The sequence below is a fragment of the Sandaracinaceae bacterium genome (assembly GCA_020633055.1).
Lineage (GTDB): Bacteria > Myxococcota_A > Polyangia > Polyangiales > Houyiibacteriaceae > JADJJE01.
The window spans coordinates 284,871-301,365 of sequence record JACKEJ010000010.1; the positions used below are offsets into that span (position 1 = coordinate 284,871).

The window sequence follows — 16,495 nt, forward strand, 5'->3', positions numbered from 1 at the left end:
CGCGCATGGACGCCCCCCCCGGCCAGGCGCAGCCGCTGACCGCCCTCGCGCTCGACCTCTACGCGACGCTGTTGGAGCTGGACCCGGCGCGCTTCGTGGCAGAGCGCGCGAGAGCGCTGCACGACGCCCTCGCCCGAACGGCCGCCGCGCTGCGCGAGCACGCCGCCACGGAGCAACCGACCAGCGACGCCGCGCGCGTCCTGGCCGACGCCCTCGCGACCCCGCCCGCCGCGGACGACCACGACGTGGGCACGTGGGTCGCGTTCCGCGTGGCGGTGGGTCCCGCCTACGAAGACCTGGTGGCAAGCCTCGCGCGGGAAGGGGCGCGCGTCCCCTCGCTGCGCCCCACGAACTACGCGCGCAACCTCTTTCACATGAGCTCGGGGTTGTTCGCGCTCACCATCATCGAGTTCTTCACCGAGCGCATGCTGTGGGTGGCCGGCGGCTTCCTCGCGTCGGCCATCGCGATGGAGAGCAGCCGGCGCGTGAGCCCGCGCGCCAACGAGGTCATGATGGCCGCGTTCGGAAAAGTGGCGCACCCGTACGAGCGGCACCGCATCAACTCGGCCTCGTGGTACGCGCTGGCGCTGGTGTTGCTGGCGCTGTTCGTGCCGCCACTGGCCTGCGCCGTGGGCGTGGTGGTGCTCGGCTTCGGTGACCCCTTCGCGGCCATCGTCGGGCGCCGCTTCGGGCGCACCAAGCTGCCCGGCGGTCGCTCGCTCGAGGGGTCGCTCGCGTTCGTGCTGGCGGGTGGGCTGCCGGCCCTCGCCGTGTTGCTCGGCTTCCACCACCTGCCCCTCGTCACGGCCGCCGTCGTGGCCCTCAGTGGAGCCGTCGCGGGCGCCGCCGCCGAGGTGCTGAGCGGTCGCCTCGACGACAACTTCACCATCCCCCTCATCGCAAGCCTCTCGGCCTGGGGCGCTCACTCGCTGCTGGCCTGACGCGAGCGTGCGATGCGCATGGATGGTACATTCCCCGCCATGAGACTGGTTTCGACGACCCTCTGCGTGCTGACCCTGCTGCTGGGGTGGGTCGCGCTCACACCGGACCCCGTGGCCGCCCGCTGTGCCCGCGCGCTGTGGATCCCCACCCTGGTCACCCCCACCGAGCAGCCCTTGCCACCGCAGGCCACGTTCCTGGTCGCGATGATGATCGAGTGGGACCTGCTCAACCGCGCCATCGAGGGGCGCTTCCCCGAGGACGCTGCGCTGGTCCCTGGGGACGCCGACGCGGCCGCCGCTGCTGCGAGCGCTGGGGTGGAGGCCGAGGGGCGCATCCCGTTGCGCGTCGTGCCGCTGGGCGCGGGGCTGGCGCGCTACGAGCCCACGTCGACACCGCGCGAAGGCGTGTACCAGCTGGTGGGGCTCGGCCGGCCACGCAGCATCACGTTCGCGCGCCGTGGCGCGCTGCGGGTCGGCAACCCGCGCCCGCCCAGCCGCGTGACGCTCGACGTGGGGCCGATGCGCGTGCGCGAGGGTCGCGGGGCCGTCGTCACGACGCGCGCGGTTCGCGCCACCTTGCCCGCGCCGGTGTCCGGTCCGCCCACCGCGCTGATCGCCTACTGGGACGACGAGCCCGGCGCAGCCACCGTCATCCCGCCCGACACGCGCGAGGTGGTCCTGTTCCGCGACACCATCCGCTGCGCATCGCTGCTCCCCGGCACGCGCATGCCGCGCGCGGGCGAGCAGCGCGAGCTCGCCACGGTGAACGCATTCGGGCGGGTTTCGCGCAGGATGTCCCTGTGAAGCTGCTGGCGCGGCTCGGTCCGCTCGCCGCGCTGCTGACCGTGTGGATGGCGAGCCAGCCGCTCACGCCCGCGCACGCCGAGTGCGCCGCCAGCTGGTTCCTGCCGAGCCTGGTGACAGACACCACGCGCCCCGTGCCGAGCGACGTGACGCTGTTGGTCATCGCCGAGTCCGACTTCCGCCACGAGGCCTACCGCGCGGGGGCGTTCGTGAACGGCTTTGCGCTGACGCGCCGTGGGCGCCGCGTGCCGCTCGTCGTGGAAGAGCTGGGCCTCGGGATCGCCCGCCTGCGCCCCTCGGGGACGCTCACCAACGGGCTGTGGCGCCTCGAGGGGCTGCCCACCGCAGCGAGCGTGAACGTCGCCGAGGGTGCGACGTTGCCCCCAGTTCCCAGCGCCCCAGAGGGCGTCTCCGTCAGCATGCCCCGCATGCGCGGTCAGGCCGCCACCTCGGACCTGGCGCGGGCCGTGATGGCCTTCTTCGAGCCCGAGACGGTGCGCAGCGCGCTGCTGCTGGGCTACTGGGGAGGCGAGCTGAGCGCGGTGTCGCGCGTGCGCCCGAACGACGCGCGTGTGACGCTGTATCGCCCCCTGCGCTGCACGAGCCGCCCAGGCGTGCGCGCCCCCGCCTCGGGGGAGGAGCGCGAGCTGGCATGGATGGACGGCTACGGCCGCGAGTCGGCGCGCTACCGCGTGCCCTGAGGAACGGAGTCGCGCCGACGCGTCGTGGACGTCAGCCCACGCCCCGGTGCTGTTGTGCTCGCCTCACATGCTCGGCGCCTCTCGGCACCCCAGCCTCCCGAGTTCGGTTGGATGCGGAGTTCGAGGTGGCGAGCGGTGAAGGTCGTGGGCTGCTAGCGAGCGCTCAGGATCTCCACGCCGCTCAGCGGCACACCGCCGTTCGGGCTGCGATACACGACGTAGAGAAACCGGTCATCGTGCGCGACACGCACGACGTTCGTTCGGCTCCCGCCATACGTCGAGCTCGGCATCGTCGGCTCGGTCTCACCAGCCGGATAGAACGCCACCGTCGGTCCGACTGTTCGCAGGATCCATCCACGCCAAGAATCGAATCGCCCGTCCCCACCGAGGTTCGGCGTCGTCGGCTCCAGATGAATCGGATCAGGGCTCGACGGGTTCGACAGGTCGTGCACGTCGAGGCCATCCACGCGCGCGACATAGAGCCGATCGCCATCGACATGCACCATGCCTCCAACCGCGTCCGTCCACTCCACGGCCTCCACCGTCGGGGAGACGCGAACGACTTGGATCTGCCCCGGATAGTTCGTGTCGAATCGGTCGTTCCGATATCCGCCATACGCGTAGTCCCCATGCAACGCGAAGTTCGGCGCCGATAGCTCAGCGCTTCCAACCTCCGCTGGCGCGCTCGGGTTCGAGAGGTCGATCACGTGCAAGACCTCGACCAGCATGTCGCCCGGATCGGCGAGTACATACGCACGGCCGTCGCGTACTTGTAGATCCACGATCTCCCCAAAGGCCATCGACGTCAGCTCGGTCGGCGCGCTCGGGTCGGAAGCATCGATGATTCGAAGGGCACCACGCAGCTCGACCACGATGTGGTCGCCAGAAAAGGCAACGAACCGAGGCGCGCCATTGCTTCCGGGCCACACGACGCGCCCCACCTCCGTGGCGTCCGACCCGTCGCCGATCTCGTAGATCAGCAGCGACTCTTCGGCACCCAGCGCAAAGATCTCTCCGTTCGAAGCGAAGCCTTCGGCATCCGCGACGCTGAGACTGAGCGCCAAGTGGAGATTCGAAGGATCCACACCGTCCGACGAGCACCCCACAAGCGACAGAGCCACCAAACCTACGATTCGTCGAAGCATGCCCACATTCCTTTCACGGAGAAAATAACACGCTTGCGAGAATTTCGCGCAATCACGCGCAGGGTCACGGTCTCGAGCACCGCGCGCTGCGGTCCCATCGCTGGCCATCCATATCGGAGGGCCCCCGACGTGCGCTACCGCGTGCCCTGAAGCGCCCCGGCGCGGTCGGCCACCAGCACCACCGCGGCCACGGCCGCGGTCTCGAGACGCAGGATGTTGCGCCCCACGCGCGCCGGCGCGTACCCCAGCGCGATGAGCCCCGTGAGCTCCTGCTCGGTGAAGCCCCCCTCGGGGCCCACGGCCACCCAGGAGCGCACCGGCAGCTGCGACGCGAGGGGCTGGTCCCCGCGGGCAGCGAGCACCACGCGACCCACGCCCTCGGGCGCGCTCGCGGCCACGTCCAGCAGCGGCCGCGGCGCGTGCACGGCGGGCACTCGGTCGCGCTCGCTCTGACGCGCGGCCTCGCGCACGATGGCCTCGTAGCGGGCCAGCTTGTTCCCCAGCTTGGCCGCGGGGATGTCGCCCACGCTGCGCTCGCAGGCGACGAGATGCACGGCGCGCACCCCGAGCTCGGTCACGGCGCGCAGGATGTCGTCCAGCTTGCCGGCGCGCGGCAGGGCCAGCAGCAGCTCCACCCCGCTGCCATCGTCGGGCAGCGACACGGCCGGCTCGGCCTCGCACACGGCGCGCTTGCCCAGCTCGCTCAGGGTCGCGGGCGCGTGCCACCCGTCGCCGTCGAACAGCGTCAGCGCGTCGCCCGGGGTCAGGCGCAGGACGCGCGCGTGGCGCGTGGCCTCTTCGCTCAGCACCACGCGGCCACCCTCGCGCGGAAGCTCTGCCGCGAAGAGCCGCCGCGGGTCGCTCACGCGCTCGCCCCGCCCGCCGCCCCGCGGTCACCGGGGCGCACGTAGGTCAGCGAGACCCACTCGTTCTCGAAGCGCAGCGCAGGCGCGACGCCCCACGCGTTGAACGACTCGGCGACGTCGTTCTCTTGCCCCACGAGCACGCCGCTCAGCACCAGCACGCCGCCGGGCACCACGCGCTCCATCAGCGCCGCGGCCAGCTCCTTCAGCACCCAGGCCTGGATGTTGGCCAGCACCAGCGCGTATTGGCCCGGGACCTCGCGCACGTCGTCCGTCGACGCGCGGAGCCGCTCCGTCACGCCGTTGCGCGCCGCGTTCTCGTACGCCACGTCCACCGCCAGCGGGTCGATGTCGAGGCAGATGGCGCTCCCCGCGCCCAGCAGCAAGCCCGCCACCGCGAGGATGCCGCTGCCGCAGCCCACGTCGAGGATGGTGTCGCCGGGCTGCACGCGACCATCGACCTCCATCAGCACCAGCCGCGTCGTCTCGTGGATGCCGCTGCCGAACGCCTGGCCTGGGTCGATGGTGAGCACCACCTCGTGCGGCGCGGGCTCGACGCTCTCCCACGACGGGCGCAAGAGGATGCGGCCCCCCACGCGCGTGGGCTTGAAGTAGCTCTTCCAGGCGTCGCGCCAGTCGTCGCCCAAGACGTGCGCCACGCGCCCGTTGAACTGCGGGTAGGCAGCGGCCAGCTCCGCCGCGACCGCGTCGTCCGGCACGCTCACCACCAGCGTGGTCACGCTCGCGTCGGCCCCATGCTCGATGGTGGTCGCGTCGCGCTCCTCGATGCCCTGCGCGCCCTGCTCCCACAGCTCGTACGACACCAGCTCCACGTCGTCGGTGGGCACGTCGAGGTGCACGTAGGGGTAGCGCGGGACGGACGGGGCTTCGGTGGCGTCGGGGGTGCTGGTCACGGTGCCGCTACTCTGAGCGCCACGTAGCCAGCCAGCAAGAAGGCGAAGAGCATCACGCGCTTGGGCCGGCCGGTCTGCAGCGCGAGCAGCAACGCGGCGCCCGGGACCACCAGCCCCACCCAGCGCGCCCGCGGCGTGAGCTCCGGAGCCCGGAAGGCGGTCACGGCGATCTGCAGGTACACGAAGAGCACGAGCGCGCCCGTCACGCTCAGCGCCAGCAGCCACCACAGTTCGGGCGTGAACGTCATCGGCCGGAGGCATACCACGCGCGCCCCCAGGGCGCGGCGTGTGTGACATTTCATGACGTGTTTGCCACCGAGCCGACACGCGGGTATACCAGGCCCCGGTAAACTACACTGACACGTCAGTCTACTTTCTATGACCACGCAGTCACACACGACCCCCGGCGCCCAGAGCGCCGCCTTCTTCCGCCTCGAAGGCACGCTCGTCACGCGCCCCACCCTGGCCGCTGCCGCCTGGCTGGCCGGCAACGCCCAGGGGCTCGGCGAGCGCCTGGCGCGGCTCGGCAACGTGGCCCTGGCCGCACCCGTCGCGCTGCGGGGTGAGATCAGCACGGGCGTGACCAGCTCGCGCCTCACGTGGATGGGCCTCCGCGGCATGACCGAGGACCGCATCGTGGTGCTGGCCGAGGAGTACGTGGAGGAGTTCCTCGCGGGTGAGCTGCTCGAGGTGGGGGTCCGCCTGGTGAGCGAGGCGCGCCGTCAGGGCCGCCGCGTGGTGCTCATCAGCGACAACATCGACCTGATCGCGGGGCCCCTGGCCGACCGCGTAGAGGCCGACGACGTCATCTGCAACCGCCTCGAGATCCGCAAGGGCAAGGCCACCGGCCGCCTCGAGGACCCGGTCATCGGCGGCAACGTGGCGGGGCAGTGGGCGCGTGACTTCGCCAAGGAGCACGGGCTCGACCTGGACCAGAGCTACGCCTACGGGGCCAGCGCGGCGGACAGCCTGCTGCTGAGCGCCATCGGCCGGCCCTGCGCGGTGAACCCGGACCGACAGCTGCGGCGCATCGCCCGCGACCACCACTGGCCCGTGGTGGAAGGCAAGGACCGCTCATGAGCGCGCTCCCCGTACGCGAGACCTTCGCGGGCAAGCACGTGCTGGTCACCGGCGTGACCGGCTTCGTGGGCAAGGTGTGGCTGGCCATGCTGCTCGACTTCGTGCCCGAGGTGCGCCGCGTGACGGTGCTCGGCCGCGGCAAGAAGGGGCAGGACGCGGCCCAGCGCTTCGAGCAGATCTACCGCACGTCCCCCGTGTTCCGGCCGCTGCGCAGCCAGCTGGGCGCGGAGCTGTACGACCTGATGGACCAGAAGGTCGAGGTGGTGGACGCGAAGCTGAGCGAGCCCCTGTGCGGCCTCGAGCCGTGGCACGCGCGCGAGCTCATGGCGGACGTGGACGTGGTGGTGCACTTCGCCGGGCTGACGGACTTCGAGCCGGACCCGCAGCTGGCCATCGACGCGAACATCCACGGCGCGCGTCACGTGGCGGACCTGGCGGCCCTCAGCCGCAGCGGGCGCTACGTGCACTGCTCCACGTGTTTCGTGGCGGGCATGAAGGGGGGCGTCGCGGACGAGACCCTCACGCGCGGCGTGTCGCCCAACGGCACGCGCTTCGATCCCGAGCGCGAGGTGGCGCAGCTGGAGGCGGCCCTGCGCGAGCTGCCCAACAAGGCCGACCGGCTGGCGCTGGGCATGGCGCGCGCCAAGCGGCTGGGCTGGCCCAACGTGTACACGTTCACCAAGGCGCTCAGCGAGCACCTGCTGGAAGGCCGCGAGGACATCGAGACCACCACCGTGCGCCCCGCCATCGTGGAGTGCGCGGACCGCTATCCGTTCGCGGGGTGGAACGAGGGCATCAACACCTCGGGGCCGCTGGTGTGGCTGATGGGCACGGCCTTCCGGCGCCTGCCGGTGCGGCACAGCGTGGGCTTCGACATCATCCCCGTGGACATGGTCTGTCGCGGGGTGCTGCTGGCGACGGCGGCGGCCCTGCGCGACGAGGCAGAGCCCATCTACCAGCTGGGCACGGGCGGCCGGAACCGCCTCGACTTCGAGCGCGCCCTCGAGCTGAGCAACCTGGCCATCCGCCGGCAGCACCGAAAGTCCGAGGACCCCTTCACGCGCTACGTGCTTAGCAATCTGCAGGCGTACTCGGCGAGCCCGGACAAGGAGTACGTGCTGGGCGTGCAGCAGACCAAGCGCCTGATGGAGGGCCTGCGGCACAGCCTGAAGGAGCTGGACGTGCAGCGCGTGCTGCCGCCCGCCACGTACGAGCGGCACGGCGAGCGCCTGCGCAGCAAGGTGCGGGAGTGGTCGACCGACGCGCGCAACCACGTGCGCAAGCTGAAGAGCGTGGAGGACATGCTGCGGCAGTTCCGCCCGTTCATCTGGGACCACGACTACACCTTCGTGACCGACGCCGCGTGCGCGCTCACGGCGCGCCTCGACCGCGACGAGCTGCCTCTGTTCGGCTTCGACGTGGAGGAGCTGGACTGGCGCCGCTACTACATCGACGTGCAGGTGCCCGGGCTCGAGACCTGGTGCATCCCGCTGCTGCGCGGCGAGAAGATCCCGGTGGACCCGCCGCTCGCGGCGCGCACCCACGGCAAGGCGCAGACGGGCGAGCACCGCACGCGCCCCGCCACCCGCCTGAGCGCGTGAGCGGCCGGACCCTTTCCCCTCTTCTGGTGGACCAAGATCGATGACCAAGAAAGCCATCTTCCTCACTGGCGCGACGGGCTACCTGGGCTCGTACGTGGCTGACGTGATGCTGCGCGAGACCGACGTCACGCTGTTGCTGCTGACCCGCGCGCGCGACCGCGACCAGGCCGTCGAGCGCTTCTGGCAGGCCATGCAGCTGCACATGGACGCGGCGACGTACTACGGGTTCCTGGACCGCGTGCGCTTCCTGCCGGGAGACCTCACGGCGCCCGGGCTGGGGCTGAGCGCCGAGGACCGCGCCTACGTCGTGGCCCACGCGGACTCGGTGCTGCACATGGCCGCCTCGCTCAACCGCAAGAGCGAGAAGACCTGCCTCAACCACAACCTGCGCGGCACGCTCGCCGTCATCAAGCTGGCGCGCGAGATCCAAGACGACCACGGGCTGCGCCGCTTCAGCCACGTCAGCACCGTGGCCGTGGCGGGACAGCGCAGCAGCGAGACGCTGCGCGAGGACGACGCCATCGAGTGGGAGCGCAGCGACTACGACCCCTACGGTCGCACCAAGAAGTTCTGTGAGCACATGGTGCGGGAGCTGCTGCCGGACGTGCCCAAGACCTTCCTCCGGCCCAGCATCGTGATGGGCGACTCGCGCTTCGCCGAGACCTCGCAGTTCGACATGGTGCGCGCGTTCTGCGTGCTGGTGGACCTGCCCATCCTGCCGTTCAGCGGCGACAGCCGCGTGGACATCGTGAACGCGGACTGGGTGGGGCGCGCCATCGCCGAGATTCACCTCAAGGACGCGCCCAAGTACGACATCTACCACCTGTCGTCGGGCGCCGCGTCGCACCGCATCCACGAGCTGGCGCGCGCGCTGGTGGCTTCGGGCAAGCGCCGCCCGCCGCGCTTCGTCCCGGCCCTCGAGGGCTCGTTCGAGAAGATCATGGACCAGCTGGCGGGCATGAAGGCCAAGAACGTGGCCACGCTGGTGGGCTCGCTGTTCAAGGTGTTCCTGCCGTACATCACGTACGACACCGTGTTCCTGAACGACCGCGCGGTGGAGGAGATCGGGCTCGCGCCGACGCCCTTCATCGAGTACGCGGCGCGGCTGTACGACTACGCCAAGAGCGTGAACTACGAGTACCCGGTGCGCCCGCTGCCCCCGCGTGAGTCGGTGTCCAGCACGGCGCCGAGCGCGGCCCGCGGAGTTGCGTCCGCGTGAGCGAAGGACCCGACAGCAAGGCGCCCAAGCGTCGGGCCCAGCGCTGGAGGCCACCCGCGGGGCCGGTCGAGGAAGGCGCGCGCGAGGCTGCGGATGACACCAGCGAGCGCCCCCTGGGCGACACGCGCGCCCGCGCCGAGCAGAGCGCCCTGGGCTTGCTGCGTGACCTGGCGCGCGCGGGCCGCCCCGAGCGCAAGGACGTGGAGGGGCTCTGGGGCGCCATCAAGGACGTGGCCCGCGCCGCGCGCGACGTGGTCAGCGAGCAGCTCGACGCGGACCGCGCGCTGATGCACGCGATGAGCGCGGTGATCGAGACCGCCAAGAGTCGCTACGCGCTGGACCCCGGCGCGCAGTGGGCTCCGGGCGCGCCCTTGAAGCTGCTGCTCGCGGGCTACAACGGCACGCGCAACACGGGCGCGGACGTGCGCGTGGAGGAGATGATCCGCCAGTTCCGGCACCTGTTCGGGGACGAGCACGTGGAGCTGAGCATCTACACGATCGACCCCGACAAGACGCGCGGCTACTTCCGCACCGTGCGCCAGCTGCACATCCCCAAGATCTTCCCGCGCTACCTGTTCGACACGGTGCACACCCACCACGCAGTCATCGCGTGCGAGGGCTCCATGTTCAAGAGCAAGTTCGCGAGCGCGCTGTCCACGATGATGGTGGGCAGCATCGGGCTGGCCGCAGCCGAGCAGAAGCTGGCCGTGGGCTACGGCGGCGAGGCGGGCGACATGGACGAGGGGCTGCGCGCGCTGGTGGAGCGCTACTGCCGCGACGCCCTGATCCTGGCGCGCAACCACGAGAGCCAGGACGTGCTGCGCGAGCTCGGCATCGCCTCGGAGTACGGCACGGACACCGCGTGGACCTTCACGCCCGCGCCTGACACCGTGGGGCAGCAGATCCTGCGCGACGCGGGCTGGGACGGCGTGACCCCCGTGCTGGCCCTGTGCCCCATCAACCCGTTCTGGTGGCCAGTGAAGCCCGACGTGACGCGCGCCGCCGTGAACGCGGTGAGCGGCATGTACGCGGATGGCCACTATGGCAGCGTGTACTTCCACCGCGAGGGGGCCGACGTGCACGAGCGGCAGGAGCGCTACCTGGACGCGCTGGCCGAGGGGGTGCGCCGCTTCCGCGCCGAGCGCGATGTGTTCCCCGTGATGATCGGCAGCGAGATGCTGGACCGCGAGGCGTGCGAGGGGCTGCGCGACCGGCTGGGCGCGGAGCTCCCGGTGATCGTCTCGGACGACCACGACATGTACGCGATGGTGAGCGTCATGCGGCAGGCGCGGCTGATGCTGTCGTCGCGCTACCACGCCATCGTGACCACCATGCCCGCCGGGCTCCCTTCGGCGGGCGTCACGATGGACGAGCGTATCCGCAACCTCATGGCCGACCGCGGCACGCCGGAGCTGGCGCTCGAGGTGGACGACCCCGCGCTGGCCGACAAGGTGCATGTGGTGTTGCGCACCCTGTTCGACGACGCCGAGCGGATCACCGCCAGCATCGACGGCTGCGTGCTGCAGAACCTCGAGCGCATGGGCCAGATGGGCATGCACCTGGTGGAGTTCGTGCGCGCGCGGCACCCCGAGTTCCCGTTCGAGCCGCAGATGGGCACGCACGGCGACCCGTTCGCGCACCTGCCCTCGCTGCCGCCCCGCCTCGCGCAGATGGTGGCCGAGCGCGCTCGTACGTCGGACGCGCCCCCCGGCACCCATGCCGTGGAGGGACGCACCCGAGCCGCAGATGGAAGCGCCCAAGCCACGGAGGGGAGCGCCCAAGCCACGGACGGTGGTGCTCCCGCCGCCCCCGCCGAAGCCCGCCCCTCTCGCCCCAGGAGCGTCGCCTGATGTTCGCCCCCCACAGCTCGCTCCTGCCTTGGCCCGCGCGGGTCGCCCTGTCGCGCCTCTCACGGCGCGCGTCGAGCACGGCTCGCCGCATGCGTGCGCGCACGGACATCCCGCCCACGTTTCACGGCGACGCCATCGGCTGGTCACTCGAAGGGCAGACGCTCGAGGTGGTGATGCACCGCGAGCCCTGCAACGAGATCGGCAGCGTGATGCTGCGCGAGCTGGAGGAGCTGGCCGACTACGTGCGGGCTGGCGCGGGCGGCGCGCGCGCGCTGCTGTTCTACAGCACGGTGGAGCGCGGCTTCTCGGCCGGCGCGGACCTGCGCGAGCTGTACGCCGGCATGGTGGACCGCCGCGGGCAGGGCCTCTCGCGCTGGCAGATGGCCTTCGAGGTGCGCGACTTCCTGGACCGCATCCACGCCGTGTTCGACACCTTCGACACCGCGCCCATCACCACCATCGCGGTGGTGCACGGCTTCTGCTTCGGCGGGGGCTTCGAGCTGGCGCTCACGTGCGACGAGATCATCGCCGAGAAGAGCGCGCGCTTCGCCTTCCCCGAGCTGCGCCTGGGCCTCGTGCCCGGCTTCGGGGGCATCCCCCGCCTGCGCCGCGACCTCGGCAACGCCGTCGTGCGCGACCTGCTGCTCACCGGCCGCAGCATCAACGCCAGCAAGGCGGGCAGCGTGGGGCTGGTCTCGCAGGTGGTGCCGCGCGGGCGCGGCCTCGAGGTGGCCCGCAAGGTGGGCGCCCAGGCCGCCAAGTTCGACAGCGCCACGACCGCCGCCGCCAAGTCCTTCGCCAAGCCCATCCCGCGCGAGGAGCTGCGCCGCGAGAAGGACCTCTTCATCGAGCTGATGGGCTCCCCCGTCGTCGAGGCCGCGCTCAAGAAGTTCGTCGAGAGCGACGACGCCCACTCCTATCTGCCCTGACCGAACGCCGCGCAACGAGCACCCCATGGCCACCCACGACACCATCCTGAGCAAGCTCCTGACCCTCGCCGCGAAGCGCTTCGAGCGCGACACGTCGGGCCTCGGTCCGGACGACGACTTCTTCGATCGGCTCGACATCAACAGCTACCAGGCGATGGAGCTGCTGACCGAGATCGAGGACGAGTGGGGCATCGAGATCCCCGACTACGAGGTGCAAGACGTCCGCACCTTCGGCGCGCTGGCCGCGCTCATCGCCGACCGCCTCTGACCCACGAACTGCCCGATGATCCCGCCCGAACGCTACGAGAGCCTTGGTGAGCTGCTGCGCGACGCGCTCGTGCAGTACAAGTCCGAGGTCGCCCTGATCGAGGCGAACCGCAAGCAGGAGGCGCGGCGCCTGACGTACCTCGAGCTGATGCGCGAGGCCGATCGCGTGGCGCGCTACCTCGAGGACGCGGGCGTGGGTGCGGGCGCGCGAGTGGCCGTCTGCATGAGCAACCAGTCCAAGTGGATCGTCTCGGCGTGCGCGGCGTTCTCGCGTGGCGCGGTGATCGTCCCCATCGACTACAAGCTCTCGTCGGAAGAGCAGCTGGCCCAGCTGGCGCACTGTCGCCCGGCCGCGCTGGTCACCGAGTGGCCCGTGTTCATGCGCTACGACGTGAACGCCCTGCCCGCGCCCGCCGTGCTGGTGGCCGAGGCCCCGGCGGGAAAGCCGGTGGGCGCCGCCACGCGCTACGAGGACGCCGTGAGCGGCACCGGTCCGCGGGCCACGTTCGTGCCGCGCCGGCGCTCGGACCAGGCCACGCTGGTGTACTCGTCGGGCACGGGTGGCACGCCCAAGGGCTGCATGCTCAGCCACGAGAACTACCTCGAGCAGTACCGCACGCTGGGCCTGCTCTACCCGCTGCGCACGGGGCACCGCTACTTCTCCATCCTGCCCACCAACCACGCCATCGACTTCATGTCGGGCTTCATCGGACCGCTCGCGAGCGGCGCCACGGTGGTGCACCAGCGCTCGCTGCGGCCGGAGTTCATCAACCACAGCATGGAGCGCTACGGCATCACGCACATGGCGGTGGTGCCCCTCTTGCTGGAGGCGTTCGAGAAGCGCGTGCGCGAGAAGGTGGAGGCGCGCGGCGAGCTCGGCGAGCACGTCTTCGAGGCGCTGCGGCAGGCCAACGCGGCCCTCACGCTGCGCGCGCCGCGCCCCGAGCTGAGCCGGCGCCTGCTGCGGCCCGTGCACGAGGCCTTCGGGGGCAAGCTCGAGATGCTCTTCTGCGGCGGCGCGTTCGTGGACGCCGAGCGCGCGCAGTTCTTCTACGACCTGGGCATCCCGGTGGTCATCGGCTACGGCCTGACCGAGGCGGGCACGGTGCTCACGGTCAACGACCTGAGCCCCTTCCGCGCCGACTCCGTGGGGCGCCCGCTCGATGGCGTGGAGCTCGAGATCCGCAACCCGGACCCGAGCACGCAGGTGGGCGAGGTCTGGGCCCGCAGCCGCACGGTGATGCTGGGCTACATGGACGAGCCGGACCTGACGGCGGAGACCATCGTGGACGGCTGGCTGCGCACTGGGGACCTGGGCTTCCTGGACCCGTCGGGGCAGCTGCACCTGCGCGGGCGCAGCAAGAACATGATCGTCACGGCCGGCGGCAAGAACGTGTACCCCGAGGACATCGAGGGCGCGTTCGCGGGGGTGCCCTGCGACGAGCTGGCGGTGTTCGCCACGGGCTACGTGTGGCCCGGCGTGGCCCTCACGGAGGAGGGCCTGGTGGTGGTGGTGCGGGCGCCGCGGCTGCTGGAGGACGACGACGCGCGCAACGCGCTGCTCGAGGCCATCCGCGTGCGCAACGGCAAGCTGCCGGACTACAAGCGCGTGAGCGGGGTGCTGCCGTACGGGGACGAGTTCCCGCGCACGGCGTCGATGAAGATCAAGCGCGCGGTGTTGGCCGACGCGCTACGGCAACAGTCGCCTCGGGGGGCGATCCTACGGGTGGGAGCATGACGGAACCTTTCTTCACCATCGTGAACGGGGCAGCAGGCGGGGGCCGCTGCCGAGCACGCGCAGACCAGGCCACGCGGCGGCTGCGCGACGGAGGCGTGCGCCTCGAGGTGCACCTCACCGAGGGGCGCGGGCACGCGACGGAGCTGGCGGAGGAGGCCTACGAGGCCGGGCACCGCCGCTTCATCTCCATCGGCGGGGACGGCACCAGCTACGAGATCGTCAACGGCCTGTTCCCGCGGGCACAGGCCGAAGGCGAGCGCGTGCAGATGGGCATGCTGCCGCTGGGCACGGGCAACTCGTTCCTGCGCGACTTCGGCATCACCAACGAGGACGCCGCCTTCGACGCCATCGTGCGCGGGCGCACGCACCCGGTGGACGTGGTGCGGGTGACCCACCGCGACGGCACGCTGCACTACATCAACACCCTGGGGCTGGGCTTCGTGCCGCGCGCCGGGGCCATGACCAACCAGCACTTCAAGGCGCTGGGCACGGCGGGCTACATCGCCGCCGTCGTCGCGTGCACCGCGGACCTGCGCTACCTACGCACGCGCTACCGCTTCACGCTGTACGGAGACGAGAGCGCGCTGGGCGAGGCCCCGCTCGAGGAGCGCGCGAACACCTTCGTGTCGTTCTCGAACAGCAAGTACACCGGCGGCGCCATGATGATGGCCCCCAACGCCGACTGCTCGGACGGCGCGCTCGACGTGGTGCGCGTGAACCGCCTGTCGCGGCTGGACCTGATCACCACCTTCCCGAAGATCTTCACCGGCACCTTCGTGGAGCACCCCGCGGTGGAGCAGGCGCGCGCCAGCGCCGTGCGCTTCGAGGGGACGGGCACGCAGGACGTGCTGGTGGACGGCGAGCAGCTCGAGCTGGAGCTGCAGCAGCTGGACGTGCTCCCGCAGGCGCTGGAGGTGCTGTCATGAGCGCGGTGCGTGAGGTAGAGACCGATGTGGCCCTCTTGGGCGAAGCGGACGCGGCCACGCGCGCCGGGCTGCCGGGCGACCAGCGGGGCGCGCCCGTGAGCTTGGTGGAGCGCGCCGTGAGCGTGGGCACCTGGGGCCTCGGGCTGAGCTACATGGTGCCCGCCATGCTGGGCTTCACGGCGGCGTACAGCACGCTGGGCTCGCACCGCATCGACGCGGCCACGCGCTGGTACATCCGCACGCAGCTGCGCCTGCTGTTCGTGAAGTGGCGCGCCGAGGTGCACGCCGACGTGGACCCGGGGCAGCAGTACATCTTCTGCCAGAACCACATCAACCACTTCGACCACCTGTCGATGTACAACAGCACGCCGCACTTCAAGCAAGGGGTGGAGCTGCAGACGCACTTCAAGTACCCCATCTACGGCTGGTTCATGAAGGCCCGCGGCACCGTGCCCGTGCCCGCCAACAAGACGGCCCGCACCGAGGCCATCTACGAGGGCATGAAGGGCGAGCTCGAGGCCGGGCGCAGCATCCTCGCCTTCCCCGAGGGCACGCGCACGTTGAACGGGCGCGTGGGCCCCTTCCGGCGCGGGGTGTTCGTCATGGCGCAGCGCCTGGGGGTGCCCATCGTCCCCGTGGCGGTCACGGGCATGTACGACCTGATGCACAAGGGCTCGCTGGTCATCCGGCCGGGGCAAGAGGTCACGGTGCACGTCGAGAAGCCCATCCAGGTGGCCGGGCGCGGACCGGACGAGGTGGGGGCCATCGCGGCCGAGACGCGCGCGGCCATCACCAAGCACGTGGACGCCTACCTGGACGCGAAGGGAGGGCCCGATGACTGACGAGAGCGTCGACGGGCGCACCGTACGGGCCACGCGCAAGCGGCAGCACCGGCGGCAGACCATCCTCGAGGGGGCGCTGAAGGTGTTCGGGGAGAAGGGCTACCACGGGGCCCACATCAGCGACATCATCGACGAGGTGGGCATCGCGCGGGGGACCTTCTACCTCTACTTCGAGAGCAAGAACGCCATCTTCCTCGAGCTGCTGGACGGCCTGCTGACCGAGCTGCGGCGGCACATCGTGGGGGTGAGCACGGAGGAGGGGGCGCCCCCCGTGGTGGCGCAGCTGGCGGGCACCGTGCGCGAGGTGCTGCGCACCATGGTGCAGAACCGCATGCTCTCGACCATCATCATCCGGGAGGCGGTGGGCCTGGACGCGGATGTGGACGCTCGGCTACGTGCTTTCTACGCCGAGCTGTTGCACTATATCCGCGACGCCGTGGCCGAGGGTCAGCGCCTCTCGCTCATCCGAGAGCTCGACACCGAGGTGGCGGCCATGTGCATTCTCGGGACCATCAAGCAGTTTGTGGAGCAGCTCGTGATGATGGACGTTCAGGAGGTCGACGTGGATCGGATGGCGCTGTCGGTGCTGGATTTCAATCTACGCGGGCTGCTGCGCCGCGACGCCGAGTCTTGAGTCCGTGAACGTCCCCCCGAGTCTGCTGCCGTTGGTGGACG

17 protein-coding genes are annotated in these 16,495 nt (G+C 71.0%); 13 read left to right on the plus strand and 4 right to left on the minus strand.

The annotated features are described in order from the left end of the window. The first annotated feature begins 5 nt into the window (after window positions 1-5). The 3 genes from H6726_23600 to H6726_23610 are packed head-to-tail and all read left to right on the plus strand — an operon-like array spanning window position 6 to window position 2,446. Window positions 6-941 carry a hypothetical protein gene (locus H6726_23600; GenBank protein ID MCB9660651.1) on the plus strand — a complete coding sequence of 312 codons (936 nt, stop codon included), beginning with the start codon at window positions 6-8 and terminating at the stop codon, window positions 939-941. Between the two features lie 39 nt (window positions 942-980). Beyond that, window positions 981-1,745 carry a hypothetical protein gene (locus H6726_23605; GenBank protein ID MCB9660652.1) on the plus strand — a complete coding sequence of 255 codons (765 nt, stop codon included), beginning with the start codon at window positions 981-983 and terminating at the stop codon, window positions 1,743-1,745. Beyond that, window positions 1,742-2,446: a hypothetical protein gene (locus H6726_23610; GenBank protein MCB9660653.1), complete on the plus strand. Its 705-nt coding sequence runs from the start codon at window positions 1,742-1,744 to the stop codon at window positions 2,444-2,446. Before H6726_23605 ends, H6726_23610 begins: the two co-directional genes overlap by 4 nt. A gap of 152 nt (window positions 2,447-2,598) precedes the next feature. Here the strand turns inward: H6726_23610 and H6726_23615 are convergent, their stop codons facing one another. The 4 genes from H6726_23615 to H6726_23630 are packed head-to-tail and all read right to left on the minus strand — an operon-like array spanning window position 2,599 to window position 5,616. Further along, a complete protein-coding gene (locus H6726_23615) occupies window positions 2,599-3,699 on the minus strand; it encodes a hypothetical protein (protein MCB9660654.1) in 1,101 nt (366 codons plus the stop codon). A gap of 26 nt (window positions 3,700-3,725) precedes the next feature. After that, window positions 3,726-4,457 (minus strand): 16S rRNA (uracil(1498)-N(3))-methyltransferase, encoded by a 732-nt coding sequence (locus tag H6726_23620; GenBank protein MCB9660655.1) that lies wholly within the window; start codon window positions 4,455-4,457, stop codon window positions 3,726-3,728. After that, on the minus strand, window positions 4,454-5,368 hold the full coding sequence (locus H6726_23625) for a 50S ribosomal protein L11 methyltransferase (GenBank protein MCB9660656.1): 915 nt from the start codon (window positions 5,366-5,368) through the stop codon (window positions 4,454-4,456). The genes H6726_23620 and H6726_23625 overlap by 4 nt, the downstream gene beginning before the upstream one ends. After that, the gene (locus H6726_23630; protein ID MCB9660657.1) at window positions 5,365-5,616 is read right to left on the minus strand and encodes a hypothetical protein; all 252 of its coding nucleotides are present in this window, start codon (window positions 5,614-5,616) and stop codon (window positions 5,365-5,367) included. The genes H6726_23625 and H6726_23630 overlap by 4 nt, the downstream gene beginning before the upstream one ends. Before the next feature lie 130 nt (window positions 5,617-5,746). Between H6726_23630 and H6726_23635 the strand changes: the two genes are divergently transcribed. The 10 genes from H6726_23635 to H6726_23680 are packed head-to-tail and all read left to right on the plus strand — an operon-like array spanning window position 5,747 to window position 16,454. Beyond that, a complete protein-coding gene (locus tag H6726_23635; protein ID MCB9660658.1) occupies window positions 5,747-6,448 on the plus strand; it encodes an HAD family phosphatase in 702 nt (233 codons plus the stop codon). Continuing rightward, window positions 6,445-8,049, plus strand: coding sequence for an SDR family oxidoreductase (locus H6726_23640; protein MCB9660659.1), 1,605 nt, complete (start codon window positions 6,445-6,447; stop codon window positions 8,047-8,049). Before H6726_23635 ends, H6726_23640 begins: the two co-directional genes overlap by 4 nt. Before the next feature lie 40 nt (window positions 8,050-8,089). Continuing rightward, entirely contained in the window at window positions 8,090-9,268 is a 1,179-nt protein-coding gene (locus H6726_23645) for an SDR family oxidoreductase (protein ID MCB9660660.1), read from the plus strand. Beyond that, on the plus strand, window positions 9,265-11,118 hold the full coding sequence (locus H6726_23650; GenBank protein MCB9660661.1) for a hypothetical protein: 1,854 nt from the start codon (window positions 9,265-9,267) through the stop codon (window positions 11,116-11,118). The genes H6726_23645 and H6726_23650 overlap by 4 nt, the downstream gene beginning before the upstream one ends. After that, complete coding sequence (locus H6726_23655) at window positions 11,118-12,047, plus strand: enoyl-CoA hydratase/isomerase family protein (protein MCB9660662.1); 930 nt, start codon at window positions 11,118-11,120, stop codon at window positions 12,045-12,047. The genes H6726_23650 and H6726_23655 overlap by 1 nt, the downstream gene beginning before the upstream one ends. A 25-nt stretch (window positions 12,048-12,072) precedes the next feature. Continuing rightward, complete coding sequence (locus H6726_23660; protein MCB9660663.1) at window positions 12,073-12,315, plus strand: acyl carrier protein; 243 nt, start codon at window positions 12,073-12,075, stop codon at window positions 12,313-12,315. A 15-nt stretch (window positions 12,316-12,330) separates the two neighbouring features. Beyond that, complete coding sequence (locus H6726_23665) at window positions 12,331-14,052, plus strand: AMP-binding protein (GenBank protein MCB9660664.1); 1,722 nt, start codon at window positions 12,331-12,333, stop codon at window positions 14,050-14,052. Then, window positions 14,049-14,978 carry a YegS/Rv2252/BmrU family lipid kinase gene (locus tag H6726_23670; GenBank protein MCB9660665.1) on the plus strand — a complete coding sequence of 310 codons (930 nt, stop codon included), beginning with the start codon at window positions 14,049-14,051 and terminating at the stop codon, window positions 14,976-14,978. The genes H6726_23665 and H6726_23670 overlap by 4 nt, the downstream gene beginning before the upstream one ends. Then, window positions 14,975-15,820, plus strand: a complete 846-nt coding sequence (locus H6726_23675) for a 1-acyl-sn-glycerol-3-phosphate acyltransferase (protein ID MCB9660666.1) — start codon at window positions 14,975-14,977, stop codon at window positions 15,818-15,820. The genes H6726_23670 and H6726_23675 overlap by 4 nt, the downstream gene beginning before the upstream one ends. Then, entirely contained in the window at window positions 15,813-16,454 is a 642-nt protein-coding gene (locus H6726_23680) for a TetR/AcrR family transcriptional regulator (GenBank protein ID MCB9660667.1), read from the plus strand. The genes H6726_23675 and H6726_23680 overlap by 8 nt, the downstream gene beginning before the upstream one ends. The last annotated feature ends 41 nt before the right edge of the window (window positions 16,455-16,495 follow it).